Here is a 26,982-nt window from a genome sequence, read left to right on the forward strand (position 1 = left end):
AATTCCTTCAGTTCTTTCTTTAAATTAATCATTTTAATATTGTTTTTCTATCCAATATTAAAAACAGAATTTTGTTAACAAACTGTTCTTGTTCTTCTTTAGCTGTCCGATAAAGATTGTCCAGCACGGTCATGCTGTAAACTTTCAGCAGTAACGACCATATTTGCTGCTGGCATTTGTACTTGATTCTTATGGAACATAGACATTAGTTCAAACCTTACTTGTCTAGAAGTTTCAAAATAATCTTCTGGCTTTATTAAACCTGTAATACAAAATTCATATCCAACATATTTAAGATTCGGGTTTAAATCTGTGACACCAACATATTTAAACGGCTCAACAGCTTCATCCTCTACTTTATAAAGACTCGGAGCCAATTTTTCATTACAATTTACACAAACTTCTTCTAACAATTCCTTAACTCTTGTAGGATCTTCCTGATAACTTACCGTAATCCGTTCAATTACGCGCATCCATCCTTTATTAAAATTTTGTATCGTTCTAATCTCTCCATGTGGTATAGTTAGAAGTTTTCCTGACCATTCACGAATTTGCATAAAACGAATACTAATTTCCTCAATCGTTCCTGAATTTGTTCCGTTAAAAGTAACAAAATCGCCAACACGAAACTCTTTGTCCGCTAATCTCGCAAAGCCTAATATAACATCTTTTAACATCTGTTGTGCAGCAAAACCGATAACAACACCCGCTATCCCTGCACCTGCAATGATACTTTTTATATCTACAAATTGGCTAATTAAATAAATGATTAGACTGATGATGATGATATATCTAAAAATTGATCGAATCACACTTTGAATTGTTTGCTCTACCTCTTCATCAAAAAAGCTTGATTTCCTAAAAAACCAATCAATAATGCGGTTAATTACAAAAGAGATAATGATTAGAACTAAAGCAAATAGTAAAAATCTTAAAAGTAAAAACTCTCTTACATAATTAAAAAATTCTTCAGTATACGTTAATAAACTCATCCATCCACACCCTTAACTAATGAAAATTTCATGAAAAACTAATTTATTGTCATACCTTTTGATTTCCTTAAAAACTTGTTACACTATCTTCTATAAATATACCCTTTTTTATTATCTAAAGGGAGATAACAATAGAATTTTTTATAAATGACTTTATGTTAAGACCTCAATACTTACCTAAACAAAAATGGGAATATTAACACAACGCCGAATAGTTCATTTGAAAATATTTTGGACTCGCTGAGGTTACTTACAATGGGCTATAACGTAAAAAGAGACCTTTTTAAAGGCCTCTTTTTTTCACTTCACTTCTGCATGTAAGCATGACTTAAAATGTCCAAGTGCAAATTCATGTCCTTGCGCATTAAAAGATGCAACTGCCTTTTCATAAACTACAATTTTAAATCCTTTATTATAAGCATCTACCGCTGTGTGAAGAACACAAATATCCGTACAAACACCTACAAGATGAACTTCTTCTATTCCTCTTTCTCTTAACTTCATCTCTAAGTTTGTTCCTGTAAATGCACTATATCGTGTTTTATCCATATAATATACATTCTCTGCATTTTTATATATTTCGTACACATCTTGTAATTCACCAAACAAATCTCTTCCATTTGTACCAGCTATATTATGAGGCGGGAATAACTTTGATTCTGGATGATATACATCGTTTTCTTCGTGTTTATCGATCGCAAAGACAACATAATCTCCATTTTCAATATATTGCTTCGTTATATGGACAATTTCCTTCTCAATTTCTTGTCCTGGTTTCCCGCATGTTAAAGCTCCTTTTTCAGCTACAAAATCATATGTATAATCAATATTAATAAGCGCTCGTTTCATAACTACTATCTCCCCTTCTTCTGTTTCACAGTAAACAATAGAAAATTTGTTATTACGACATCGTATGTACTATTCGACATTTCAAATGAAATACCTACATTTTTCATGTGAAACTTACCTTAATCTGAGTTTATCATATGATAGATAAACAATGGTAAAACAAATAGCTCCTATTAACAAATCATGAATTTGTTAATTGAGCGTAATTTGAATTACTTCTTGTATCGTAAACCAAATTAATGACTTCGTTATACGAATAAAGACGATACGAATACACCGATTCACATCTTCAGCCTCTTTCTCTGTCATAGTAGAAACAAGTGATTTACTATGACATCCTCTAGTATAAACAAAAAAGTACACTACTTTTTGAGTAATGTACTTTTTATTCTTCTTATGACGCTGGTTTTGTTTCAAATGTTGCTTGATTAAAACTAATAACCTTTCCTTTCGGGTCATTGTTTTCATACTGAACTGCAGTAACCGTATGATTACCTGTCTCAAGCGTCTTTTCTTTTAATTGTACTGTTGTCTGTGTTGTACTAGTGACTTGATGTTTATCTGCATATACTTGATCTACAAATATAAATGTTTCTTTATCGTTTTGAAAATTAGAAAGCTCTAATTCAACTTGCTGAATTAAAGTATCCTTTTTGATGAACACAGCCGGTATATTGCCATTTTCAGAGGTGCCATCTGGAGTAATAACTTTCACTTTGCCTTCTCCAACTGGCACCGCTCCTTCAGGAAATACAACTATATTCTCATTACTTGCGTTTACAACTTTTTCTTCCTGCTTTGATTGCGCATCCTCTTTTTCTTGTGGAGCACCGCAACCGGCTAGTAACAATACAGACAATCCAGTGATTATGAATTTTTTCAAAATTCATCCCCCCTGTCATTTCATTATAATTTATTATACAAAAATAACTTTTAAATTTTAAAACTACTTTCAACACTTTCATGAACAAATAGAATATTGCTCACGATTAATGTATCATATTTTCCTTAATAGAACATTAATTTTTTTTATGAAATAAATAGTAATTCCCTCTTATCTATCATTTTAGCCCAACAAATTAATTACATACCTGTCCAAAATAAAAAGACATTGTTCATTCAATGTCTTTTTATTTTGGACTTTAAAAAACAAATGTTGTAATCTCATCTACTTCTTTTCTTGGAAGTTTCTTCGGCTTATCTTTCGGAAAACCGAGTGAAATAACCATATTTATTTGTTTTTCAGGCTCAACTTGTAAATATTGTCGTAGTTCATCTTGAGCTAACAATACCGGTCCTGTCATCGGGCAAGTACCAAGCCCCTTCGCATGTGCAGCCAGCATTAAATTTTGTGCCGCTAAACAGCTACTCTTAATTCCTTCTTCTTCCCAAACTGAATCTGGAACAAAAGCAATTGGATCAAATATCTTTTCACGAAACTTTGATTCATATGGTGTTGCCAAACATACGATTAATACTGGCGCCTCCGAGAAAGCTGTTGCATATGGTCCGAAAGAACGTGTAAGTAATTTCCCTGCTTTCTCTTCTCCGTCTTCTGCCGCTTTTGCCGCAAGTTTATGTAATGCATCCCATGTCATTTGTTCAATTTCTTTAATTTTCTCTCGGTTCATAATGACCAAGAACTCCCAAGTTTGTGAGTTTGTATCACTCGGTGCATAACGAGCACAATCAATAATTTCTTTTATATCACTAGTGGATACTTCTTGTTCTGTGAACTTCCTAACACTTCGTCTACCGTGAATTACTTCTTTAAAATCTTCATAATTCATACATTAAATCCCCTTTTTACAGCGTTTTCAAATCTTGTCCTATGCTTGAATTATATCATGAAAAAAAGCTGGAGGAATACCAGCTTTTTTCTTCAATATTAGTTCGTAACTTTAAATAAACGAATACTTTCTTCATATGCAACTTGGAGTTTCTTTGTAATTGGTCCTCTTTCGCCGGTTCCAAACTGTTCATCACCTATTTGAACGACTGGGAATATTTCAAGTGGTGTTGCTGTAAAGAAGCACTCATCAGCCTCATATACTTCTTGTAGTGAAAATTCTCGTTCTTCTACTTCAATATATAACTCTTTCGCTAATGTAATAACGAAGTGACGTGTAATGCCGTGTAGAATGAAATTGTCAGCCCGATGTGTAATCAATTTATTATTCTTTACCATAAAGAAATTTGAATGGCACCCTTCAGTTACAATTCCATCTCGTACTAATATCGCTTCTTGATAGCCTTGTTCGTTAATTTTATTTTTAATCATAATATTAGGTAGCAGATTTAAAGATTTTATATGACAGAACTTCCACCGTATATCCTCTTCTACCGTAACTTTTATTCCTCGTTCCATAGCAGCAATTGGTCTTGGAAACGAAACAATATTTGCAAAATATGTTGGTTGCATATTTGACTCATATACATGATTACGTGCTTGAGCACCTCTTGATATTTGCAAATATACATTCCCATCCTCTTGAAATTGATTTTTTTCAATCATTTGATGCAACTCTTCCACTAACTCCTCCTTAGTAAAAGGTGGAATTAGTTTTATTTCTTCCATAGAATTAAAGAATCGTTCCAAATGTAAATCTAATAAATGTGGCTTCCCATCATATAATCTGAATACCTCGTATATACCATCACCAAATTGAAAGCCTCTCTCCTCTAATGGAATCATCGGCTGTTCTTCCTTCGTATTTACAATTCTTCCGTTAAACAAAATCCAATCTTTATGAGTAGCTTTCATTCATTCCCACTCCTTTATTCCATGATTGGTTTAATTGTACAACTTATCCACACTTAAAAGAAGGAATTTTCTGTATTTTATAAACAAAAAAGCACATCACCCATTTACAGTGATGTACTCGACCATTCATTTACTTTAAAAAATATTTTTCGATATCATCTAACATAAGGTTTGCAGCTACAATACCACCTGCTGTATTCCAAATCACTTCATCTACTTCGAATACTTTATTATCTTTAGAAGCCTGTAACTGCTTAAAGAGCGGATCTTCTGTCCATTCTTTCGCTAACGTGTTTCCTTCATTATTCTTATCCGCATCTTTATCAGATGTGAAATAGAATAAGTAGTCCCCGTCCATATTTGGAATTTGTTCTTTTGTAATTCCTTTTATCGCAAATTCATCTTTATCTTGTAGTGGTGGTCGTTTAAATCCAATATCATTTAATACAACGCCTGAGAATGAATTTTTTTGATAAATACGAACATCACCTGGGACGAAGCGAATAATTGAAACTTTAGAGTTAATTTTATCACCTAATTGTTCTTTTATTCCTGCAATACGCTTTTTATAATCATTAAGAGCATTTTGCCCTTCTTTTTCTTTATTTACAGCTTTTGTATAAAGCGTAAAGTTTTCTTTCCAATCACCGCGCAATGTTTCAGCATATACTGTTGGCGCAATTTCTTTTAACTGCTCGTATATTTTTTCGTGACGCATTTTATTTCCAATAATTAAATCCGGCTGAAGCTTCATTACTGCCTCTAAATTAATGTCACGCTCAGTTCCTACTACTTTCGTATCTTTTAACTCTTTCGCTAAATGAGGATACCATTCATCCCCAGCTCGTGGTTTTGTCATTCCAACTGGCGTTACTCCGACAGTTAAAAGTGCCTCAGCACCCTCATTCGTTAAAACAACAACTCTTTTTGGTGTACCATTTACTGTCGTTTCGCCCATTGCATGCTTTATACTATATGAATCTTTTGCCTTTACTGATGTATCTTTATCTTTCTTCTCTTCTTCTTTACCGCACCCTGCGATTATGACCATTAATAACATAATGCAAAGTATAAGAATATTTTTAGTGCGTGTCATAAATCCTCCTAGTTGAAAACGATTTTCATTTACAGATTAATGTATATCTCATACATTGTCAATAGATATATCAGAAAACTTTTTCAATATATATAATTTATATCTTATTTTTATTCGAAATATTTTTGTACTTATTTGCTATTCACTTTTTAACCGTAGCATGTGAAACATAAACGGACATAAGAAAGTAATTGTAATTCCAGTCAATGCATAACGTACATAATACATATCAGGTATTACTTTTTTTAGTATGAGCTGCATCATTAACATGAAACTAAGACCTAAAACTGTTTTTACTGCTTGTATTTTAAAATTATTATTTTCATTCATTTTAATAAAATGATTCTCTAACATGATACCAATCGTTGAACCTGTCAAAACTCCAAGTAATTTTAAATTATCTATTTGGTCAGTCATAACATACATAATGAGTGAAACTGCCAATACAATTCGTTGTAACAATATAAATTTCCTATCACTTAATTCCCCTGTTACTTTCGTATATAAATAAACAACTATGACACTAATTAAAAAGGCACCTATTATATCACTGAGCCAATGTACACGTAAATATAGACGAGAAGTAGCAACCAATATTATAAAAATAATTCCAATAATCCAAATGATTCTCTTTTTACATAACATCATAAAAGAGCCCCAAAATGTTGTCGCTAACTGGACGTGTGTACTTGGAAAAGAATAACCAGCGGCTGACTTTTCATATAAAGCCTGAATTCCGTCATATGTATACGGTCGTGGAATTTTCATGAATTCTTTTATCACTATCCCTATGTAACCCGAGAGACAAAGCATAACAATCATATGAAATGCTTTTCTTTTAGAAACACACCAATATAAAATCGAAATAATAATTAAATACAACGTTTCATTTGCAATACTGGATATAAGTTTAAAAAGTATTGTAAGCACACCTCGCTCCAGACTGGTCATCCATTCAAGAAATAAAATATCAAAATTAAACATACAAAAACGATACCTCCAAAAAAATTTCTTTCTGCTATTTGTCAGTACTTAAGATAAACTAGTTGATTTACATGTCAAATTAATACACCTACTTACGTTATAGATTAAGAATATATAGTACCACATACTAATAATAGATAATATGTTAAATCATCTAATCATTTTTATGAATTTTAATGAAATTTTGGGCTTTATATACAAAAACATCTGTATCTTGTTATCCACTTATTTATATTTCATGTCAAATTGCACCTCATTGTTTTTTGATCTATGGAACTACTATTAAATAAAGTAGTATACATATAACTTTCAAAGCCATTACAATTACAAATAAAGAAACCGCCTTATGTAAGGCGGTTTCTATCATTTTGCTTTAACCAATTTAAAATAAATATATACGATTGATAGTGAATATAACGTATGCAAAATAAAAGAAATAGAAGGGCTATTCCAGTGCTACTATACAGCAAACCGAACTTTAAAAAAATATTTAAAAGCGGTGGAAAGTTCGTTATGTTTTGTAATGTAATAAGCATACAAAATAAAAGGAAAAACACAGGGGCATATTGCAATTCATACGGCTTTCTCTTCTTATTCATTCTTTTTCGAATGAACATATGGCTTAGCTCTGCTACTATAAAACACCCTCCAATTAATACAAGACCAGAAGTCATCGTCATACATCCACCTGCCTTATATTTATCCCGCACGACTACTCATCGTTATATTTTCTTCACATATATTCCATCTTCCTCATTAAAACCAAAGCTCTCTATGAACGATTTTGCTTGTTCTGTTAATTCCGTTTGTAATATCTTTATCTCTTTCACATTTCTTTCTTTCATCATCGCTTCAAATGTAAAATACGTATTTGTCCCATAACCGTAACTTTGATAATCAAAATGAATAATTAACTGAGATAAAACCGCACTCTCCTCTTGAACACGATAATCTATCACACCAATATATGTATCATCAACTTTCACACAATACTGTACCTGATTCTCACTTAAACTATGTGAGCGAAACATTTCTTTAACAACGTTTTCATTTTCTACATTTACTTTTTCAAACGTAATCATATGTTGTCCATCCTTTTACTATTATTGTATCAATAATTCGTTCCATTTATGAAAAAAACCTTAAGATCATATGCGATCTTAAGGTTTTTCTAATTAAACTAAGCTATACGCACGTTTCGTTTCTTCGTGGAACTTATTCGTATCGTATTTATGCTCAACATAAATTTGATGCCATACCATAAACGCAAGTACAGTCCAAATTTTACGGCTATAATCGCCTTTATCTGCACAATGTGCTTCCAGTAAGTTTAATACATACTGTTTGTCGATTAAATGCTCTGTTTTACTCTCGTTTATAATATTGATAGCCCAATCATGCATTTCGTCTTTTAACCAGTGACGAATTGGTACTGGGAATCCAAGTTTTTTACGATCTAATACGTGATCTGGAACGATTCCGCGTGCCGCTTCACGTAAAATAGCTTTCGTAGTTCCGTTAGCAATCTTAAATTCAGTTGGAATTTTAGATGCAACATCGAATACTTCTTTATCTAAGAATGGTACACGAAGTTCTAATGAGTTTGCCATTGTCATTTTATCAGCTTTTAATAAAATGTCACCGCGTAACCATGTGAACATGTCAATGTACTGCATTTTGCTTACATCATCATAATCTTTAATTTCGTTATACAATGGTTTCGTGATATCCATATAGTTAACACTTTCATCGTAATACTTCATTAATTCAGCTTTCTCTTCTTCACGGAAGATTTTCGCGTTTCCATAGTAACGCTCTTCAATTGGTGTACATCCGCGCTCTAGGAAGCTCTTTCCTTTAAAGCCTTCTTTAAGAGCACCACTTAATGCTTTTAGAACGCTCTTACCTGGGCTAGGAATGTAAGAGAACATTTTTAGTGAGTTTGGCTCACGATAAATGTTATAACCACCAAATAGCTCGTCTGCACCTTCACCTGAAAGAACAACTGTTACATGCTTACGTGCTTCTTTTGCAACGAAGTACAATGGTACTGCTGCTGGATCTGCTAAAGGATCATCCATATGCCAAATGATTTTTGGGAACTCATCCATAAACTCTTTCGCTGAAATGAATACGTTATGGTTTTTAACGCCTAATTTCTCAGCAGTTTCTTTGGCAACATCAACTTCACTGAAACCACGTTGTTCAAAACCAATAGAGAATGTTAAAAGATTTGGATTCATTTCTCTTGCGATAGAAGCGATAATAGATGAATCGATACCACCAGATAAGAATGAACCTACTGGTACATCACTGCGCATATGCACTTTTACTGAATCATATAACACATCACGAATTGCTTGGATATGCTCCTCTTTCGTTGCGCTTGAAGCATTGAAATAAGGTTTCCAATAGCGATGGATTTCCATCTCTTTACCGATTTCTTTTACGAAATAATGACCAGGCTCGATTTTATTAACATCAATTGTTAATGTTTCTGGCTCTGGACCATATTGGTACGTAAAGTAATGTTGTAGTGACGTTGGATTAACGCCTTTATCTTCCATCACATGCATAATACTTTTCTTCTCAGATGCGAAGAATGTAGTATCACCTTGTTGTGCGACGTATAAAGGTTTAATACCGAAGTGGTCACGTGCACCGAAAAGTTTCTTCTCTTCACGATCCCAAATCATAAATGCGAACATACCACGAAGATAGTCTACACATTTTTCTTTCATATGTGCATACAATGCAATGATAACTTCTGTATCAGATTGTGTTGCAAATGTTGCACCTTTTTCAAGTAACATTTCACGTAATTCTACATAGTTGTAAATTTCACCATTAAAAATAATTACATATCGATCATTTTCATAAGTTAGCGGCTGATGTCCTGCCTCTAAGTCAATGATGCTTAAACGGCGGAAGCCAAATTGTACATGTTCATCACGAAAATATCCTTCGTCATCTGGACCGCGGTGGAAAATCATCGTGTTCATATTTTCAAATTGATGTTTTTCTGTTTCTGAAAACTCTCTAGGGTTTTCACATAAACATCCTACAAAACCACACATACTTCTTACCCTCTTTCAGTTTTCATTCTGTCTATATACTACTATATCAACCCTATTTATACTAGCATAATCAATTGAATATGGCGACCAAAAACTATAAAAAAATCACTCCATTTCACATTTTTAACAATTTTTTATGAAAACATGAAAACTAGGCAATCACCTTTCTCCGCTTTTGTCATATGATATTGCAAATTGATTTCTAGGAGGGAATACCATGAGTGAAGAAAAAAAAGACTCTTCTCGCCCACCGGTTCGCAATTATTTAAAACAAATTGATGATTTCTTCGAGCAAACACCTCTTCGCAATGTAATCGCTGATTTAAATCATTTTTTCCAAAAAGGAAATCGTTTATTAACATTCCCCGTAGATTTATATGAAGTTGGTGAAGAACTCGTTGTTACAGCTGAACTACCAGGTATACAAAAAGAACAAATTCAAATTGAAATACAAAGTGAATACTTAAAAGTCTCTGTAAAAGAAGAGATACTTGAAGAGGTCGAGGAAGAAACATCTCATAACTATTATCGCCGAGAACGTTCCATTTCAGAAGCATCAAGATTGATTAAATTACCGTACTCAATTAATAAAAAAGCAGCGAAAGCTTCGTATCAAAACGGCGTGTTAGAAATTCGGGCACCAAAACTTCCACAACAGCATGACATTTTATCCATAGACTAATGTAAAAAAAGAAGGGTGCTGTGCACCCTTCTTTTTAATCCACTAATCTCTTCATATCACGTATAATGTCTTCGTACGGTGTATTACTAATACCACTATACTTTTTCATTACTTTTCCGTTTTGATCAATTAAATAAAATGATGTACCATGTATAACTTGACCATCCTCAGGTTTATCTACAAGTGATTGGAAATTATCTTTTGAAAACTTTGTAATATCCTCTAATGAATAACCCGTTAATAAATTCCAGTTACTAGTATCCTCTGTAAACTTTTGAATGAAAACCTTCAAATTTTCCGGCTTATCAAGGTCTGGATCTACACTAAACGAAACAAACTGAACGTCTAATTTCTCTTCTTTTGCCATCTTTTGCAGTTTTGCCATATTAGCAGTCATTGGCGGACAAACTGTTTGGCAATTTGTGAACATAAAATCAGCAACCCAAACTTTCCCTTTTAAATCTTTTGTACCAAATGACTTTCCATCTTGATTTGTAAATTGGAAAGTTTCTAAATCCCAATTCAATGGTTTACGAAGCTTTGAACCCGATCCACTACATCCAGCAAGTACAAAGAGACAAAATACAACCATAAGACCAATTATTTTTTGATAACGCTTCATTTATAAACCTCTTTTCTCTATCCTAAATTTAAATAGGTTATGTTTATCATAACAAAAGTTAACACTACGAGAAAATTGTTTACTACATTTGTTCACGAAATCGTACGAATTTACGTATGTTACTTCTTTATTTCAAGCCAATTACTAGACAAAATTTATTTTTTTACTATTATTTCTCTAAATAGAAGTTGCAAAACTAATTTTATTGTTACTTTTGTAAACGCATCCCCCTATTTTTTAACAATTCCTTAAACATTCATCCATGTTATACACTGTATTCCTTAACAACATTTCGGTACAATACAATTACAACGATTTTAAATGAGGTGATGTTCATGACAAAACGTTATGAAAACATGGATAATGTGAGTACAAAAAAATCAATTCGTTCCTTTATACGTTGGCGAAAAGAACGAAAACAAAATAAAAAGGATTTTTCTTTTTTAGTAGAACAATCACCTGTTAAACAAAGTAAATTCCTACAAAACAACTTTGAAAAGACGTCTGTAACTTGGATTGGTCATTCCACATTCCTTATCCAAACGAATGGGCTGAATATATTAACAGATCCAGTATGGGCTACTAAATTAAAATTAGTTCCAAGACTTACTGAACCTGGTCTTTCTATACAAGAACTACCTAAAATTGATATTGTCCTCATTTCACACGGTCATTATGATCATTTAGATTTTTCAACGCTTCGCCAGCTAAATGATGATGTTTTATACCTTGTACCTATTGGACTGAAAAAACTATTTACTCGCAAAAAATTTACTCGTGTAGAAGAGTATAATTGGTGGGAAAATACGATCATTAATGATGTTTCCTTTCACTTCGTACCGGCCCAGCACTGGACGAGAAGATCCTTATTTGATATGAATACATCTCACTGGGGGGGATGGATTATAAATAATGAAACAACGAAAGAAACCATTTATTTTTGTGGTGACAGTGGATATTTCCAGGGTTTCAAAGAAATTGGCAATCGCTTTTCAATTGATATTGCCCTTATGCCAATTGGCGCTTATGAACCAGAATGGTTTATGAAAGTATCTCATGTTTCACCTGAAGAGGCAGTGCAAGCTTATTTAGATTTAAACGCTACACACTTTATACCGATGCATTACGGAGCTTTTGCCCTCGCCGATGAAACACCCCGCGAGGCAGTAACAAGGCTTCGAAATAATTGGAATTTACGTATGTTACCGTGGGAACAACTGCATGTACTCTTTTTAGGCCAAACTTTTACTTATAATAGCGCAACAAACGATAAGCAAGTAAATGAAAAAATTAAAACATTACACGTATAACGTAACTACTTATTTTCTATATCCAACATATACTATAGAAAATCATAAAGTAAAACTTTAATCAGTGGGTGTTTTCTATGAATAAATATTTACAGACTCGCTATATCATTAGCGGGAGTGCCTGTATAACCCTTCTTATTTCTTACTTTCTATTCACATAAAAAAGCTACTTGAAAATTCATTTCAAGTAGCTTTTTTATTACTCTGCTAAATACATAAATCCGATTGCACCCGGACCTGTATGAGTACTAATAATAGGCGTTGTAAAGAAAATTTCTGATTGAGCAAATCCACTCACTTTTTCAACAGCCGCTTTTACATTTTCAGCTAAAGGAATTGCTTTCGCATGCGGAATTGCAACAGCTTTTACAACTTTTCCAGCTGTATCTTCCTCAAATAACTTAGCTAACGTTTTTACAATTTGACCTTGGCTACGCACTTTCGTAACAGGGTTATAAACACCATCTTCAAGGCTAGCAATTGGCTTTATATTAAGTAGCGAACCGATAAACGCTTTTCCTTTACCGATACGCCCACCCTTCACTAAATTTTCTAATGTATCTACTACTACATATAAACGAGTATTTTTTCTCACTTCATCTACACGTTTTAAAATTTCTTCTAGTGAGCGTCCTTCATTTGCCATTTTTGCAGCTTCTATTACTTGATATGCTAAAGCATGTGTAATAAATTGAGAATCAACAACTGTTACTTTTGTGTCGGTCATTGATGCAGCACTATTGGCAGTTGCCACAGTACCACTCATTCCACTTGTCATATGAATGGAAAGTACTTCACTTCCATCTTCACCTAACTTGTCATACATTTCTACAAATGTACCCATTGCCGGTTGTGATGTTTTTGGTAATTCCTCTGATTTGATCATTTCTTCAATAAATTCATCAGGTTGTAAATCAACGCGATCTAAATATGTTTGTCCATTTACAGAGATTGATAATGGTAGCACATGAATGCCATACTTTTCGATTACATCCTGCGCTAAATCTGCAGTTGAATCTGTTACAATTTTAATTTTTTGCATATTATATTCTTCCCTTTCCAATACGCTCTCCTTGTTATTATACTAGCATTCCCTGTGCTTTCAACAATTTCGAACAAATTTCACCAAATTAATTATATTTTTATACCTAAAATGAAAAAGACAGAGTTTACTAACCCTGTCCATACTCTGTATCATGCATTTTTTTCAAGGGTATTTGTTTTATATACATTTAAATAATCATTCCACTTCAAACAATTTTGCAAATATTCACGGAAAGAATACGAAAATCTTGGGTGCTTTTGTTTTTGAATTTTTGCAATAAATAATTGAAGACGAGACTGAATTAGAAACGATAATGGATGCTGTGCCTGTAGGACAGGGATTTCGAATATTTTAATACAATCCCCTGTTGAATGAGTGAAATAAAAACTTTTCGTAATCACAATATCAATCCTCTTTTTCATTGGATTTTTGAACTTCCTCTACTTTACGCTGTAACACGTTGTTTAAAGTGGAGACTTCTATGAATACAAAAGTATCCTTAGTCAATCCCTGTAGTCCTTTTGGTTAGAAGATTTATACTCTATTCATCCTCCGTCCTAAATATCCGATAAGACAGGAATCCCGTTATCCGTATATTGCTTAATAATTTTAGTATAAACTTAGCAAAGCGCAAAGTTTGTCTAAATTTTGGAGATTCTATAATTTTTTTCTTCTATATATTGTATACGTTTATGTCTAAAGTATAACAAATAAATAAAAAAAGTGCCTTTATAACGAGGCACTTTTCGACTGTATTTCTTCTTCTCTTTTCTTTTTTCGCTTATTAACAATCTTTGATAAAGCGATACTAATTTCATAAATACAAATAAGCGGTACTGCTACTAAACTATGAGATAAAAAATCAGGCGGTGATATACACGATGCAATGATAATCAATGCTACGTAAGCATACCTTCTTATTTTTATTAGAAATTCCGCCGTTAACAGTCCAATACTCGTTAAAAACATGACAACTACAGGTAATTCAAAAATTACAGCAAATGGAACTGTTAAATTAAGAACAAAATGAAAATACTTTTCTGTCGTAAACATCGTATTAAACATTTCATTACCTATCGTAGTTAAAAAATGAAATAAAAACGGCATTACAACGAAATATCCAAAACATAAACCAGCAATAAATAATATAGACAATACCGGTATATACATTACTGTCATTTTTTGTTCATTTGGATGTAAACCCGGTTTTACAAATAACCAAATTTGTATAGCAGCAAAAGGAATTGTACAAACGATAGCAAATACTGTAGCAATCGAGAAAAAAATCCATAATACATCACTTGGACCGAGAACAGTTAATTTCATTGGTAAATCTTTTACAAGCCAAAAATAAATATCCTTCGTAAAAGTAAATCCGATAATTAAAAATAGGACAAAGGATAGCACTGTATATATTACTCGTTTGCGAAGCTCAACAATATGTTCTACTACGCTCATTTCCCGATCTTCCATCTCGTTCACCACACTTTATTTATCCATTTCGAGGAAAATTCATTACATTTTTTCTTTCTTTTCCTTCTCTTGAAATGCATCATCAGTCAATTCTTTCGTTGATTTTTTGAATTCTTTTAACGTTTCCCCTAAAGCCTTTCCGATTTCCGGCAATTTTTTCGGCCCAAACAAAATGAGTACAGCTACTAAAATTAAAATTAATCCTGGAAAGCCAATATTTGAAAACATTTCTCCATCCCCTTTATTAGTAGATTCCTTGTCCTACTATTGCATAATTTTATTTTGTCAAAAAAGTTTGAAAACGTCAACAAATCCATTGCCTTTTGTCAAAAAAATTCAAAAATATAATCAATTATACAAATTTCATTTTCTATTGCCCTTGTGTATGATATGGTAAGGGAAACGACATATTATTTTATGATAGTAGAAAGGATTTGCATTATGACTGAAAAAATGACAAGAATGACACATTTTGTGAAAGAAGAAATTGCAAATGCAATTACACATGGTATCGGTGCCATTTTAAGCATCCCTGCCTTAATTATATTAATTATTCATGCCTCTAAGCATGGTACCGCATCTGCTGTATTTGCATTTACGGTTTATGGTGTAAGCATGTTTTTACTGTACTTGTTTTCGACCTTGTTACATAGCATTCATCATCCAAAAGTAGAAAAATTATTTACTATACTAGATCACTCAGCCATTTATTTATTAATCGCTGGCACATATACTCCTTTTTTACTTATTACGCTTCGTGGACCATTAGGCTGGACGTTACTCGCTATTATATGGACACTAGCACTCGGAGGTATCATCTTTAAAATTTTCTTTGTACGTCGCTTTATTAAGGCATCAACATTATGCTATATCATAATGGGATGGCTCATAATCGTTGCTATTAAACCACTTTATGAAAATCTAACTGGACATGGTTTTTCACTACTTTTAGCAGGCGGAATTTTATATTCTGTAGGGGCTATATTCTTCCTTTGGGAAAAGTTACCTTTCAATCATGCCATTTGGCATCTTTTCGTTTTAGGTGGTAGTGCGATGATGTTCTTCTGCGTACTCTTTTATGTCTTACCTACAGCATAAAAAAAGGTTTCAGCTTATATTAAGCTGAAACCTTTTTTATTACTTATGTAATTGTTTTGCGATAACATCCTGTGTATGCTTCGTTAATTCTTTAATATCCATATTCGCATACTCTTCAGGTGTAATCGGCTTAGAAATTGTTACTGTTGCATGAGCCGGTTTCATACGGTTTCCATTCGCTTCAAACATTTTATATGTCCCATCTAATGTTACAGGTAAGATTGCTACACCAGATTTTACTGCAAGGTGAAAACTCCCAGCCTTAAACTCTCCAATTTCGCCACCCTTACTTCTCGTCCCTTCTGGGAAGATTACGATAGAATGCCCGTTCTTTAACAGCTCAATTCCATCTTTAATCGCTTGAAGAGATTGACGACGATCGTTACGAACCATAAATACACAATTCATAAGTTCCATCCAAGTTGGTACAACTGGAAACTTCTTAATCTCTGCTTTTGAAACAAATCCAATTGGTTTATTTAAGTAACCTAGTAAAACAGGAATATCCATATTACTCTGATGATTACTTACAACTAGTACCGGCTTATCTTTTGGAACATTTTCCAGTCCCTTTACTTCAACTGTCCCACCAGCTACACGTACCATTTTCTTACCAAACCAATTTGTCGTTTTATACACAACATTATCTTTTTCTTTTGGCGACATCGTATTTACTTGTCTTTTCAGACGCCACATTCTCGGTGTAATCGCAATTACGATTAAAATTAAATAAAAGATTTTAAAAAACGTTTGAATCATACAGAACCCCCACCTATTATCATTCCGACCTTCATTATACTAGACAAACGAAGGAAAAAGAAGAAAAAATGTCCAAACAGCAAGTGCTTGGACATTTTTAAGTATTCTATATTAGAAACGTTTTGCTAATTCACGAGCATTAGCAATCGCTGCTTCTTTAATTTCTGGTGCTTTTTCAGGGTTTGCATTCATACCTTCAACTGCAATGTATTCAGTTTCATTTACACCAATGAATCCTAATACTGTTTTTAAGTGATTGCGGCCGAAGTCTACAGCTGCGTATGCTCCTTCAGAATAAACGCCACCTGTTGCTTGAATGTGAAGTGCTTTTTTGCCTTCTAATAAGCCAACTGGACCATTTTCAGTATACTTGAATGTTTTACCTGCGATTGCTAAGTTATCTAAGTATGCTTTTACTACTGGTGGATAGCTAAAGTTCCACATTGGAGTTACGAATACATAACGATCCGCATGCATAAATGTTTCTAAGTTTGTGTTCATTGCTGCAACTTTTTGTTGTTGAACTTCAGTTAAAGTTTCAAAGCCTTCACCTGCTGCAAATTTACCCCAAGCAGCGAATACATCTGCATCGATTGCTGGTACTGTAGTGTTGAATAAATCAATTGTTACAACTTCGTCTTGTGGATGTTCGTTTTTATAAGCCTCGATGAACGCTTCCCCTACTGCAACTCCGAAAGAACCTTCTGCTGAATTTGGATTTGCTGTAATAAATAGTACTTTTGTCATTGTATTCTCTCCCTTTTACACATTTTATCTTTAATTTGAGATTTATATTTCGAAAGTAAATAACTTACCTTATGTAAGCATAATACAAAAAGTTATGTTCAATGTCAATAAAAAATAGCTACTTTTTTTTCGTAAGTTAATAAACACTATCTTTTCAATACGTTTTGGTGAAACAAAAAACTACCTCCACATTCCGTGGAGATAGTCTTCATCATTTTCTATTTTTGAAACACATGTTTCACTTTTTCAGCCGGAATATTACTTCCGCCTCTACCTTTTACATCTTCAATCATCATTGTAATGACCATATCTGGTGAATTTAAATCAAATGCAGCGAACCAGCCTAGTTCTTTTCCTTCGGCCTCTTTTGATACTTTCAATTCCGCTGTACCTGTTTTTCCAGCAAGCGTCTTACCATCAATTTTAGCAATTTTCCCAGTACCATCTGGATCATTAATTACTCTCGTCATAGCAGTCTTTAATATATCCTGATTGCCTTTTGAAATGACATTCTCTTTCCAAACTTTTGGTTGCTTATCTGTTTTAATAATATATGGAGAAGGTATGTTTCCATCATTAACAATTGGTGCGTACGTTAATGCTAGATGGAGTGGCGTCATTAATACTTGCCCTTGTCCATAACCTGTGTCTGCCATTTGAATATCATTTTTAATCCCATCATTTGCGATTTTAGAAGCTGGGAATGCATATTCAATTGGTAATTTCTCATCGAATCCGAATTTTTTCGCTTCACTCATAAATTTATCTTTTCCGATTTTCAAAGCTTCTTGTGCGAAATAAATATTATCCGAGTATTTCATCGCCTTATCAAAATCAATCGGATTTGCATCTTTTACACGCGTTACATAATAATTACCCCAAGAAGAATCTTTTGTCCATTTCAATCCTTCAATTTTCAACTCTTCTTTTGGATCGATTGTTTTCGTTTCAAGACCGATTGCAGCTGTAATAGGCTTAAATACAGAACCTGGTACCGATAATTGTGTAAATCGATTCGTCATTGGTTTTTTCGGATCATTATTTACCGCATCGCGTTGCGCTTTTGACGCCCCTCTTGTAAGGGTATTTGGGTTATAAGCTGGCGTGCTCACAAGTGCAATTGTTTCTCCAGTCTTTGGATTAATTGCTGCACTTGACCCTGCCTCATTTTTCATTTCATTATAAATTTCGAATTGAACAGCACTATCAATCGTTAAAGTTACATTTTCTCCATCAACAGCTTCTGTTTTTGCTAAATTTTTAATTTCTTTCCCTTGTGCATCTTCTACAAAGACACGGCCGCCTTTTTTCCCGCGCAGCTGTTCTTCCAATACTTGCTCTAAACCAGCTTTACCTACTGGATCATCAGCTTGATAGCCTTTCTTTTGTAACGTTTTTAAATCTTCAGCATTTACCTTTCCGATATAACCAGTAAGATGTGCTGCTGCTTCTCCTAATGGATATGAACGAACATTTACTGGCTTTGTTGCAACACCCGGTAAATCTATGTACGTATTTTGTGTTGCTCCTTCAGGCAATATTCCCATTGGTACAAGGTAATTTGGTTTTACCCATTTAGCTGCTAGTTTTTGATCAATTTCTTCTACAGACATATTTAGCAACTTCGCTACCGTTTCTTTCGTTTGCGGAGCAGCATCCCCTAACTGTCCAGGAATCATTCCGATTTCAGAGGCTTTACCATTTACCGCAAGATATTTACCGTTACGGTCATATATTTCTCCACGTTTTGGTTGCGTCGTTTGCATGCGTACTTTACTATCTTTTGTCATACCTGGGAATATAAAATCAGGAGTCCAATCTATTTTCCAAGATTCTTTATCTCCATCTTTTTCTTTCACCATTTTTGCTTCATGGCCAAAAGTGATTTTACCACCGACTGTATCCATACTTACTTTAAAAGGAACAGGACCTTCATCTTTTTTATCTTCTTTTACTTCTCCTGCTTCTACTTTTAAGTTTTTCACTTCAATGCCAGAATAAATTTTTTCATATTTCTCAGTGAACTCTTTCTTTGAAATATCTTTTTTTGCCTTTTCTGATAATTGATCATACATTTCTGCAAATTTTTGTTTATTCCATGCTTTTGTATATGTATCAAACGCTTCTTGTGGTTTTTCTTCTTTACCGCATCCAACTAACATGAACGTTAAGCAAAGAAAAAGAATCCCCCATATCTTTTTCAATCGATTTTCCTCCTCTTTCTATATGAATACTTTTGAAAATTTTAGCATTTTTACATGCTAGATTTCATTATAGCACTATTGAATATCATCTATAAACTTATATTAATGAATACAAATAAAAAGATTGATGTGAATTTCACATCAATCCTTCTTATTATTGTTGCTTCTCATATACATGATAATAGTACGTATACGGATTCTTTTCATCCGTTAAACCTTTTTCAACAAAAACTTCTTTCCAATTTGTCATATCCATTTCTGGGAAGAATGTATCTCCTTCAAATGCATGATGGATTTTTGTTATATATAACTTGTCTACGTAAGGTAAAAAGAGATCATAAATTTGTGCTCCGCCGAAAATAAAGATTTCCTCTTCATTTTTGCATAGTTCAAACACTTCTTCTACAGAATGTGCTACTTCACAACCTTCAACATGATACCCTTCATTACGTGTTACAATAATATTACGTCTTCCAGGCAGTGGTCTACCAATTGCTTCGTAGTTCTTTCTGCCCATAATAAGTGAATGGCCCATCGTTGTTTTCTTTACATACTGCAATTCACTTGGTAAACGCCAAGGTAAATTATTATCTTTGCCAATTACTCTATTCTCGTCCATTGCGACCATAAATGAAACAATCATTTTTTCATCTCCTCTACAATTATACTGCAACCGGTGCTTTAATTGCTGGGTGTGGATCATATCCTTCAATCGTTAAATCTTCCATTTCAAAATCAAACACAGATTTCACATCTGGATTTAATGTAAGTTTCGGGAATGGACGTGGTTCACGTGCCAATTGCTTTTCTACTTGTTCAAAATGATTCGTATAAATGTGTGCATCTCCAATTGTATGAACAAATTCTCCCACTTCAAGACCACATTCATGTGCGATTAAATGTGTTAGTAATGAGTAACTTGCAATGTTAAATGGAATTCCAAGGAATATGTCACCACTTCTTTGATATAACTGACAAGAAAGTTTGCCATCCGCTACATAAAACTGGAATAGCGTATGACAAGGTGGTAATGCCATACTTGGTACATCTTCAGGATTCCAGGCAGAAACAATTAGGCGACGGGAGTCTGGCGTTTTTTTAATCATTTCAATTACATCTTTTAATTGATCAAGCGTCTCACCAGCTGTCGTTTTCCAGGCACGCCACTGCTTTCCGTATACATCTCCTAAATAACCATATTTATTTGAGAAATCATCATCTTCTAAAACGTTCTTTTTAAACAATTCCATTTGTTCATCGTACTGCACTTTAAATTCCTCATCTTGTTGTGAGCGAAGACCGAAATCAGTCATATCAGGACCAGTATACTCATCGCTTTCTACCCAGCTCTTAAATGCCCATTCATTCCAAATATTATTATTATGCTGCAATAAATAACGAATATTTGTATCACCTTTCATAAACCAAAGCAGTTCACTTGCTACAAGGCGAAACGGCACTCTCTTTGTCGTTAATAAAGGAAAACCTGTACTTAGATCAAAACGCATTTGATATCCAAATACAGATACAGTGCCTGTCCCTGTACGATCTTCTTTCTTCGTACCATGCTCCATTACATGGCGGCATAAATTTAAGTATTCATATTCAGCATGTTTCATATGTAGTAAAACCTTCTTTCAATCGTGTATGAAATTTATCATAACATGAAAAATAGTAAATTTAATCACCCTAATCAATAAAAAATATTTCTATATTAACAGAATTCTACCCCTTTATATTTTTACAAAAGGTAAATTTATAATCGCCTGATCCTAAATCCTTTTCAATGTTATGTTCTGCTTTCCAATTCGTTTCGTCTATCCTTAATATAGCGCTTGTATTTGGTGGTACAGAAATCTTTAGAAAGGCTTGTTCATTTTCTACACGCCACTCAATTTTAATTTCTCCATAAGCTGACTCACGTTTTACTCTAATCCATTCTAAATTCGAATCAAAATGTGGTTGTACATAAAAATGTTTATATGCAGGTTTTGTTTCATCCACTTCTAATCCAACAATATATCGGTATATCCATTCAACGATAGAGCCATATGCGTAATGATTATAAGAATTCATACTATCATTCCAAAGTGTTCCATCCTCTTTCACGCCATCCCAGTGTTCCCAAATCGTTGTGGCACCTTTTTGAACTTGGTATAACCATGATGGATAATCTTCATGAAATAGAAGCTTACAAGCAAGGTCATGACGGTTAAACTTGCTTAATATTAAATTTAAATACGGTGTTCCTATAAAACCAGTTGTTAAATGATTTTTACTTTCTTTTAAAAGCTCAATTAACCGATTAAATACTTTCTCCTTCACATCATCTTTCACTAGTTCAAAAAGAAGTACTAATATGTGGGCTGTTTGGGTATTCGAAATTAACCTACCATTTAGTGTAACGAATTCATTTTGAAACGTTTGAACAATATTTGCATGTAATTCTTTATAAAAGGTAGCATCATTTTTTTCACCTAAAATCTCGGCAATTTTTTGTAGAAGCGATGTTGAATATGCATAAAAAGCCGTCGCAATAAAATGCTTGTCTGTTCCGCCTTCATATACATCAGGTTTCGTATCTAATGCAAGCCAATCCCCTAAATGATAGCCTGTATCCCATAAATACTCGTTCTCACCTTGTGAACGTATGTAATCTATATATTTTTTCATGCTTTCATATTGTTCTTTTAAAATCGATACATCTCCGTAATGCAGATAGTGAACCCATGGACAAATAATAGCTGCATCACCCCAACCTCCAGAAGTATCTAAATCAAAGTCCGCTCTTTTCCCAAACGCATCTGGTATAACTAAAGGCACGGCTCCGTTTATATTTTGGTCTAGTGATAAATCTTGGAGCCACTTTTTAAAAAACAATTGGACATTCATAATTTGCGTAGCTGTCCCAATGAACATTTGTGCATCTCCTGTCCAACCGAGTCGATCATCTCGCTGCGGACAATCTGTAGGCACATCAAAGAAATTCCCTCTTTGAGACCATTCCACATTATGGTGAAGTTGATTAATTAATGGATTAGATGTTTCAAATTCAGTTACTTTTTCCATATCCGTATGTAATACAATCCCTTCAAAATCTGCTAGTTGAGGCGGCTGAGTTAATCCACTTATTTTCACATACCTAAAGCCTTGATATGTAAAATGAGGCTCAAACTTTTCTTCTTCTGCTCCTTTTGCTATATACACTATTTTTTGTTTTGCCTTTCGGAGATTGCCAGTGTAAAAACTACCGTCTTTATTCAATATTTCAGCATGATGCAATTCGAGCTTTTGTCCAATATAAACATGACGGGCTATAAATCGCACCCACCCTACCATATTTTGTCCCATATCAATAAGCCATTCGTGATCCGGTAGTTTTGAAATAGAAATTGGTTTTATAATTTTCATTTTACGAATTGATTCATTTTCTTGTGCAACAATTATTTGTTTAGAGCGCTCAATTACTTCAACATCTTCTAACTCTTGACCACTTTCTTCTAGCCTAGCGTCATAAACTTCTCCTTCATAAATTTCCGAATACAAAATAGGACTTGGATTTGCCTCCCATGTTTCGTCTGTTACAATTTTTTCTTTCGTTCCATTCTCATATGTTATATGTATTTGAGCAATTATTGCTCGTCTTCTCCCGTAATAATTACGTACATGGTGGACGGTAATCGGCCCCTTATACCAGCCGTTACCTACCAGAGTAGAAATATCATTTTGCCCAATCTTTAATAAATATGTTATATCATACGTTTGGTACAATACCCTCTTATCATAACTTGTCCATCCCGGAGTAAAATAACAATCTCCAATACGCTCTCCATTTATAGAAGCCTCGTATAATCCTAAACTTGTGATATATAAACGCGCTTTTTTAACTACTTTTTTAATAGTAAAATTTTTATGAAAAGACATAACTTGCGCTCGTTCTTTTTTCACAGCGATCCAGTTTCCGCTCCAATTATCTTGTCCTTGTAACCCAGTCTCCCAAAATGATACTTCTGACCAAGACGACTCTTCTTCATGATTATCCCATGCCTTCACTCGGTAAAAATACCGTGTTTCCGTACTATATGAAAATGAATTGATTGGTATATGTAAACTTTGATCTGTTTCTACTTTTTGCGAATCAAACATTATAATCTCAAAATTTCTATCCTTCGCAACCTGCAATTGATATGCAAGTTGTTTTACATTTCGGTTACTCGACTCAAGTTGCCAACTAATTTTAACAACTTTTGAATCTATACCAATCGGATTATTTTTATTATCACAAAGTAATTTCTTTATTGTTAGCACACTTCTCCACCATCTTTTCTAAATCTTAATTTAAATTAATTATAATAAAAATAAAATTCTAAATAAATAATAATTTTATTCATCCTTACAAAATTATTAACTTTCCATAATTAAAAAGGTTTTCATTTTCTATTACCGAAAGTATAGTGCGGTAGAACAAAATTTATATTTGGAGGTTAGAAGTATGTCTAAAATTGAAACTCCTGTTATGACTTCTTTACAAACAACGGTTGAAAAAATGATGAAGGATTTAAATGTTCCTGGAGCTGCTGTAGCTGTTATAAAAGACGGTGAAGTTATTATTTCAGAAGGATTTGGCTATCGAAATATAGAGACAAAAGAGGCTGTTACACCGAGTACTCGGTTCGCAATCGGTTCCTCAACGAAAGCTTTTGGCACACTTTCATTAAGCTTGTTGGCACAGCAAAAAAATTTTAATTGGGATACTCCTGTCCAGTCTTATATACCTAACTTCTCTTTATCTGAACTACTTGCTAGCTCACAAGTTACAGGACGAGATTTGGCTTCCCATCGCACTGGGGTTAGTCGTCATGAGGCTCTTTGGTACAGCTCTTCCTTATCTCGAAAAGATCTCGTTGAAAAAATAAAACATTTACAACTTGATGCACCGTTCCGCACAGCATTTCTTTATAACAACTTAATGTATGCGACAATTAGTTATATTGTAGAAAACATTACGAATCAAACATGGGAACAATATGTTGCAGAACATATTTTAGAGCCTTTAAATATGGATCAAACAAACTTCTCTGTTACAGACTCACAAAATACAGATGATTACGCATTACCTTACGTTGAAAATAACGGTGAAATAAAAGAAGTTCCATTCCGTAACATTGATACAGTTGGCGCTGCTGGATGTATTAATTCTACAATTGAAGATATGGCAAATTGGGTACTTCTTCACTTAAACGAAGGGAAATTTGGTGATCATGAACTAATCTCCTCTGAATTATTACAACAACTGTGTACACCACACAATTCAATTCCAGATCAACCAGCTTTATCACTTCCTGAATCTCCATTAAATAGTTATGGGCTTGGTTGGTTTATTAGCGCTTACCGTGGTTATAAAATGATTCATCACGGCGGTAATATCGATGGATTTTCAGCATTTGTTTCCTTTATGCCAAATGAAAATGTAGGTCTCGTTATATTAACGAATGCTGGAGGTACATTACTGCCTATATATCTTGCTAACCAAATTTATGACGAGCTACTCGGATTAGAATCTATCGACTGGCATAAACGTGCTGTAGAAGATAGTGAAAAAATGAAGGAAATGATGAAAGAAACAACTGAATCCATTCCTGAACAAATTAAAGGTACTATACCTTCTCACAAGTTAGAGGATTATACTGGTACTTTTGAACATCCTGCATATGGAACATTACAAGTATATAAACGAGATGATTCGTTATATGTACAATTTATGGAGATGGAAATTCAATTAGGGCATCATCACTACGACATTTTCTCTGCAGAAGTTGATTTATTCCAAATGAAAATGAGTTTATTATTGGCTTATGAAATGAATGTAAGTGGTGAATTCCCATCGCTGCAGTTACATGTACCTGCAATGCTAAGTACCCAACCTCTTACATTTACTAAAATTGAATAGTTAATTTTACAGAGGGAAGCTTTCGCTTCCCTCTATTTTTTCACAAGTAGAAATTCCATCTACAACTATTAGATACATAGTAAAATAGCAAAGCTAACAATTAATATCACTTTTCTATTTTTCATCATTCTCCCTACTTTCCACTATGCTTTAATATAAAATTCCCCATTTCAATTGCTAAATCTTCACTTTGAGGATAAACACCTACGTTATCTCCATAAGCGTGCCCTAAACCTCGATAAAGGACTGTTTCGGTATCAACTCCTCTGTTAGTTAATTTAGCTGCATAAGCTAAACATTCTATCATTAGGAAATCATGCTCTCCTACTGTTATAAATGTACTTGGATAATCTGGAGATACATCAACATATGGACTTAAATACTTAGAATTAATTTCTTTCGTACCAAGTACTTCTGACATACCCCCAACCATTGAATGCATAATAGTAAGCATTTTTTCTAATCCTTTTTTATACTTTGGAGCAATTTCATATTTATCTATACTCCAAGAATAAAACTCATCTTCAAAGTCACACATATTAAGTGTTGGATATAAAAGTAGCTGTCCTTTAACGAGATTTCTCCCCTCTTCCATATCTTTAGTCGTACAATATTGCGTTAAGTTACCTCCAGCACTATCACCCGCAACAAAGATATTATTCTTATCGCCACCTAATTTGTCGGCATTTTCATAAATCCACTTTAAAGTTGTATAACAGTCTGTATGTCCAGTTGGAAAAGGATTTTCTGGAGCTAATCGATAATCTACAGAAACGGCTAGTATATTTGTTTTCTCAACTATCAATTTCACAAGCTCTTCAACCACATCTGGTGATCCTGCCATAAATCCGCCACCATGCATAAAGTATAGAATTGGTGCATTTTCTCGTTTTGAACTACTATTATAAATTCTTATCGGAATATCAAATCCATCTCCAGCTTTCACAGTTTGATGCATAATAGTAATGTCTTTAGTGACAATGGGAACACTTTTAATCGCATTAAATTGTTTCCGCATATTCATTACTGATTTTTCAGAAGCATCCATTTTCATCATATTTTTAGGCATAAATCTCATTACATTCATTTGAACCTTCATATCCTTATAAAAACGTGGATCCATAGCTCCTTTTTCATCACAATCTGGTATGTTTTTTACTAAGATTTTTGCTCCCTGTACGCTAATAATTTCTTGTTTTTCTTGCATTTTTTCTAAAAGGGTTAAGTCATACTTTCTAGTCATCCAGTATTCATCCTCTCTTCTTTTAAGCGTTCTCATTTTTAAGGATTATATAAATCCCCTTTAAACCTTACTTTATCTGTTATTATT

The 26,982-nt window shown here is 33.6% G+C and carries 26 protein-coding genes and 1 pseudogene; 4 read left to right on the forward strand and 23 right to left on the reverse strand.

What is annotated here, in order from left to right:
• Positions 1–98 precede the first annotated feature (98 nt).
• The 11 genes and pseudogenes from MKO96_RS03710 to asnB all read right to left on the reverse strand — a co-directional run bounded on the left by MKO96_RS03710 (position 99) and on the right by asnB (position 9,762).
• Complete coding sequence (locus MKO96_RS03710) at positions 99–992, reverse strand: mechanosensitive ion channel family protein (protein WP_240586707.1); 894 nt, start codon at positions 990–992, stop codon at positions 99–101.
• 300 nt (positions 993–1,292) lie between these two features.
• A complete protein-coding gene (locus MKO96_RS03715) occupies positions 1,293–1,841 on the reverse strand; it encodes a cysteine hydrolase family protein (protein ID WP_240586708.1) in 549 nt (182 codons plus the stop codon).
• Positions 1,842–1,955: 114 nt separating this feature from the next.
• Positions 1,956–2,150: pseudogene (locus MKO96_RS03720) on the reverse strand (hypothetical protein).
• Between the two features lie 85 nt (positions 2,151–2,235).
• Positions 2,236–2,724, reverse strand: coding sequence for a putative periplasmic lipoprotein (locus MKO96_RS03725; protein ID WP_000713484.1), 489 nt, complete (start codon positions 2,722–2,724; stop codon positions 2,236–2,238).
• Positions 2,725–2,983: 259 nt separating this feature from the next.
• The gene (locus MKO96_RS03730; protein WP_240586709.1) at positions 2,984–3,631 is read right to left on the reverse strand and encodes a nitroreductase family protein; all 648 of its coding nucleotides are present in this window, start codon (positions 3,629–3,631) and stop codon (positions 2,984–2,986) included.
• Positions 3,632–3,729: 98 nt separating this feature from the next.
• Positions 3,730–4,605 (reverse strand): D-amino-acid transaminase, encoded by an 876-nt coding sequence (gene dat, locus MKO96_RS03735; protein WP_240586710.1) that lies wholly within the window; start codon positions 4,603–4,605, stop codon positions 3,730–3,732.
• Positions 4,606–4,735: 130 nt separating this feature from the next.
• Positions 4,736–5,701 (reverse strand): ABC transporter substrate-binding protein, encoded by a 966-nt coding sequence (locus tag MKO96_RS03740; protein ID WP_240586711.1) that lies wholly within the window; start codon positions 5,699–5,701, stop codon positions 4,736–4,738.
• A 138-nt stretch (positions 5,702–5,839) separates the two neighbouring features.
• A complete protein-coding gene (locus MKO96_RS03745) occupies positions 5,840–6,685 on the reverse strand; it encodes a phosphatase PAP2 family protein (RefSeq protein WP_240586712.1) in 846 nt (281 codons plus the stop codon).
• Positions 6,686–7,029: 344 nt separating this feature from the next.
• On the reverse strand, positions 7,030–7,359 hold the full coding sequence (locus tag MKO96_RS03750; RefSeq protein WP_000200467.1) for a hypothetical protein: 330 nt from the start codon (positions 7,357–7,359) through the stop codon (positions 7,030–7,032).
• 48 nt (positions 7,360–7,407) lie between these two features.
• Positions 7,408–7,767, reverse strand: a complete 360-nt coding sequence (locus tag MKO96_RS03755; protein ID WP_240586713.1) for a GNAT family N-acetyltransferase — start codon at positions 7,765–7,767, stop codon at positions 7,408–7,410.
• A gap of 93 nt (positions 7,768–7,860) precedes the next feature.
• Complete coding sequence (gene asnB, locus MKO96_RS03760; protein ID WP_000333825.1) at positions 7,861–9,762, reverse strand: asparagine synthase (glutamine-hydrolyzing); 1,902 nt, start codon at positions 9,760–9,762, stop codon at positions 7,861–7,863.
• Between the two features lie 217 nt (positions 9,763–9,979).
• On the opposite strand from asnB, the gene MKO96_RS03765 reads away from it, so the two are divergent.
• Entirely contained in the window at positions 9,980–10,444 is a 465-nt protein-coding gene (locus tag MKO96_RS03765) for an Hsp20/alpha crystallin family protein (RefSeq protein ID WP_001288088.1), read from the forward strand.
• Between the two features lie 34 nt (positions 10,445–10,478).
• Here the strand turns inward: MKO96_RS03765 and MKO96_RS03770 are convergent, their stop codons facing one another.
• Positions 10,479–11,066, reverse strand: coding sequence for an SCO family protein (locus tag MKO96_RS03770; RefSeq protein WP_240586714.1), 588 nt, complete (start codon positions 11,064–11,066; stop codon positions 10,479–10,481).
• A 335-nt stretch (positions 11,067–11,401) separates the two neighbouring features.
• Between MKO96_RS03770 and MKO96_RS03775 the strand changes: the two genes are divergently transcribed.
• Positions 11,402–12,376: an MBL fold metallo-hydrolase gene (locus MKO96_RS03775; protein WP_240586715.1), complete on the forward strand. Its 975-nt coding sequence runs from the start codon at positions 11,402–11,404 to the stop codon at positions 12,374–12,376.
• A 199-nt stretch (positions 12,377–12,575) separates the two neighbouring features.
• On the opposite strand, the gene MKO96_RS03780 is transcribed toward MKO96_RS03775, so the two are convergent.
• The 4 genes from MKO96_RS03780 to MKO96_RS03795 all read right to left on the reverse strand — a co-directional run bounded on the left by MKO96_RS03780 (position 12,576) and on the right by MKO96_RS03795 (position 15,122).
• On the reverse strand, positions 12,576–13,418 hold the full coding sequence (locus MKO96_RS03780) for a DegV family protein (RefSeq protein WP_076539187.1): 843 nt from the start codon (positions 13,416–13,418) through the stop codon (positions 12,576–12,578).
• A gap of 152 nt (positions 13,419–13,570) precedes the next feature.
• On the reverse strand, positions 13,571–13,822 hold the full coding sequence (locus MKO96_RS03785) for a DUF2535 family protein (RefSeq protein WP_000629012.1): 252 nt from the start codon (positions 13,820–13,822) through the stop codon (positions 13,571–13,573).
• 328 nt (positions 13,823–14,150) lie between these two features.
• A complete protein-coding gene (tatC, locus tag MKO96_RS03790) occupies positions 14,151–14,894 on the reverse strand; it encodes a twin-arginine translocase subunit TatC (RefSeq protein ID WP_000390124.1) in 744 nt (247 codons plus the stop codon).
• 42 nt (positions 14,895–14,936) lie between these two features.
• Entirely contained in the window at positions 14,937–15,122 is a 186-nt protein-coding gene (locus MKO96_RS03795) for a twin-arginine translocase TatA/TatE family subunit (protein WP_000492443.1), read from the reverse strand.
• Between the two features lie 213 nt (positions 15,123–15,335).
• On the opposite strand from MKO96_RS03795, the gene trhA reads away from it, so the two are divergent.
• Entirely contained in the window at positions 15,336–15,992 is a 657-nt protein-coding gene (gene trhA / locus MKO96_RS03800) for a PAQR family membrane homeostasis protein TrhA (protein ID WP_240586716.1), read from the forward strand.
• A 39-nt stretch (positions 15,993–16,031) separates the two neighbouring features.
• On the opposite strand, the gene MKO96_RS03805 is transcribed toward trhA, so the two are convergent.
• The 6 genes from MKO96_RS03805 to MKO96_RS03830 all read right to left on the reverse strand — a co-directional run bounded on the left by MKO96_RS03805 (position 16,032) and on the right by MKO96_RS03830 (position 24,010).
• Positions 16,032–16,751: a lysophospholipid acyltransferase family protein gene (locus MKO96_RS03805; RefSeq protein WP_240586717.1), complete on the reverse strand. Its 720-nt coding sequence runs from the start codon at positions 16,749–16,751 to the stop codon at positions 16,032–16,034.
• A 111-nt stretch (positions 16,752–16,862) separates the two neighbouring features.
• The gene (locus MKO96_RS03810) at positions 16,863–17,498 is read right to left on the reverse strand and encodes an FMN-dependent NADH-azoreductase (RefSeq protein WP_000170043.1); all 636 of its coding nucleotides are present in this window, start codon (positions 17,496–17,498) and stop codon (positions 16,863–16,865) included.
• 218 nt (positions 17,499–17,716) lie between these two features.
• Positions 17,717–19,702, reverse strand: a complete 1,986-nt coding sequence (pbpC, locus tag MKO96_RS03815; protein WP_240586718.1) for a penicillin-binding protein 3 — start codon at positions 19,700–19,702, stop codon at positions 17,717–17,719.
• Between the two features lie 154 nt (positions 19,703–19,856).
• The gene (locus MKO96_RS03820; RefSeq protein ID WP_000637214.1) at positions 19,857–20,345 is read right to left on the reverse strand and encodes a dihydrofolate reductase; all 489 of its coding nucleotides are present in this window, start codon (positions 20,343–20,345) and stop codon (positions 19,857–19,859) included.
• Between the two features lie 19 nt (positions 20,346–20,364).
• A complete protein-coding gene (locus tag MKO96_RS03825; protein ID WP_240586719.1) occupies positions 20,365–21,321 on the reverse strand; it encodes a thymidylate synthase in 957 nt (318 codons plus the stop codon).
• A gap of 106 nt (positions 21,322–21,427) precedes the next feature.
• On the reverse strand, positions 21,428–24,010 hold the full coding sequence (locus tag MKO96_RS03830; protein WP_240586720.1) for a family 78 glycoside hydrolase catalytic domain: 2,583 nt from the start codon (positions 24,008–24,010) through the stop codon (positions 21,428–21,430).
• A gap of 184 nt (positions 24,011–24,194) precedes the next feature.
• On the opposite strand from MKO96_RS03830, the gene MKO96_RS03835 reads away from it, so the two are divergent.
• Entirely contained in the window at positions 24,195–25,652 is a 1,458-nt protein-coding gene (locus tag MKO96_RS03835; RefSeq protein WP_240586721.1) for a serine hydrolase, read from the forward strand.
• A gap of 133 nt (positions 25,653–25,785) precedes the next feature.
• On the opposite strand, the gene MKO96_RS03840 is transcribed toward MKO96_RS03835, so the two are convergent.
• Positions 25,786–26,895 (reverse strand): alpha/beta hydrolase, encoded by a 1,110-nt coding sequence (locus tag MKO96_RS03840; RefSeq protein ID WP_240586722.1) that lies wholly within the window; start codon positions 26,893–26,895, stop codon positions 25,786–25,788.
• Between the last annotated feature and the right edge of the window lie 87 nt (positions 26,896–26,982).

Source organism: Bacillus sp. ES1-5 (assembly GCF_022487605.1).
In the GTDB taxonomy this organism is placed as follows: domain Bacteria; phylum Bacillota; class Bacilli; order Bacillales; family Bacillaceae_G; genus Bacillus_A; species Bacillus_A wiedmannii.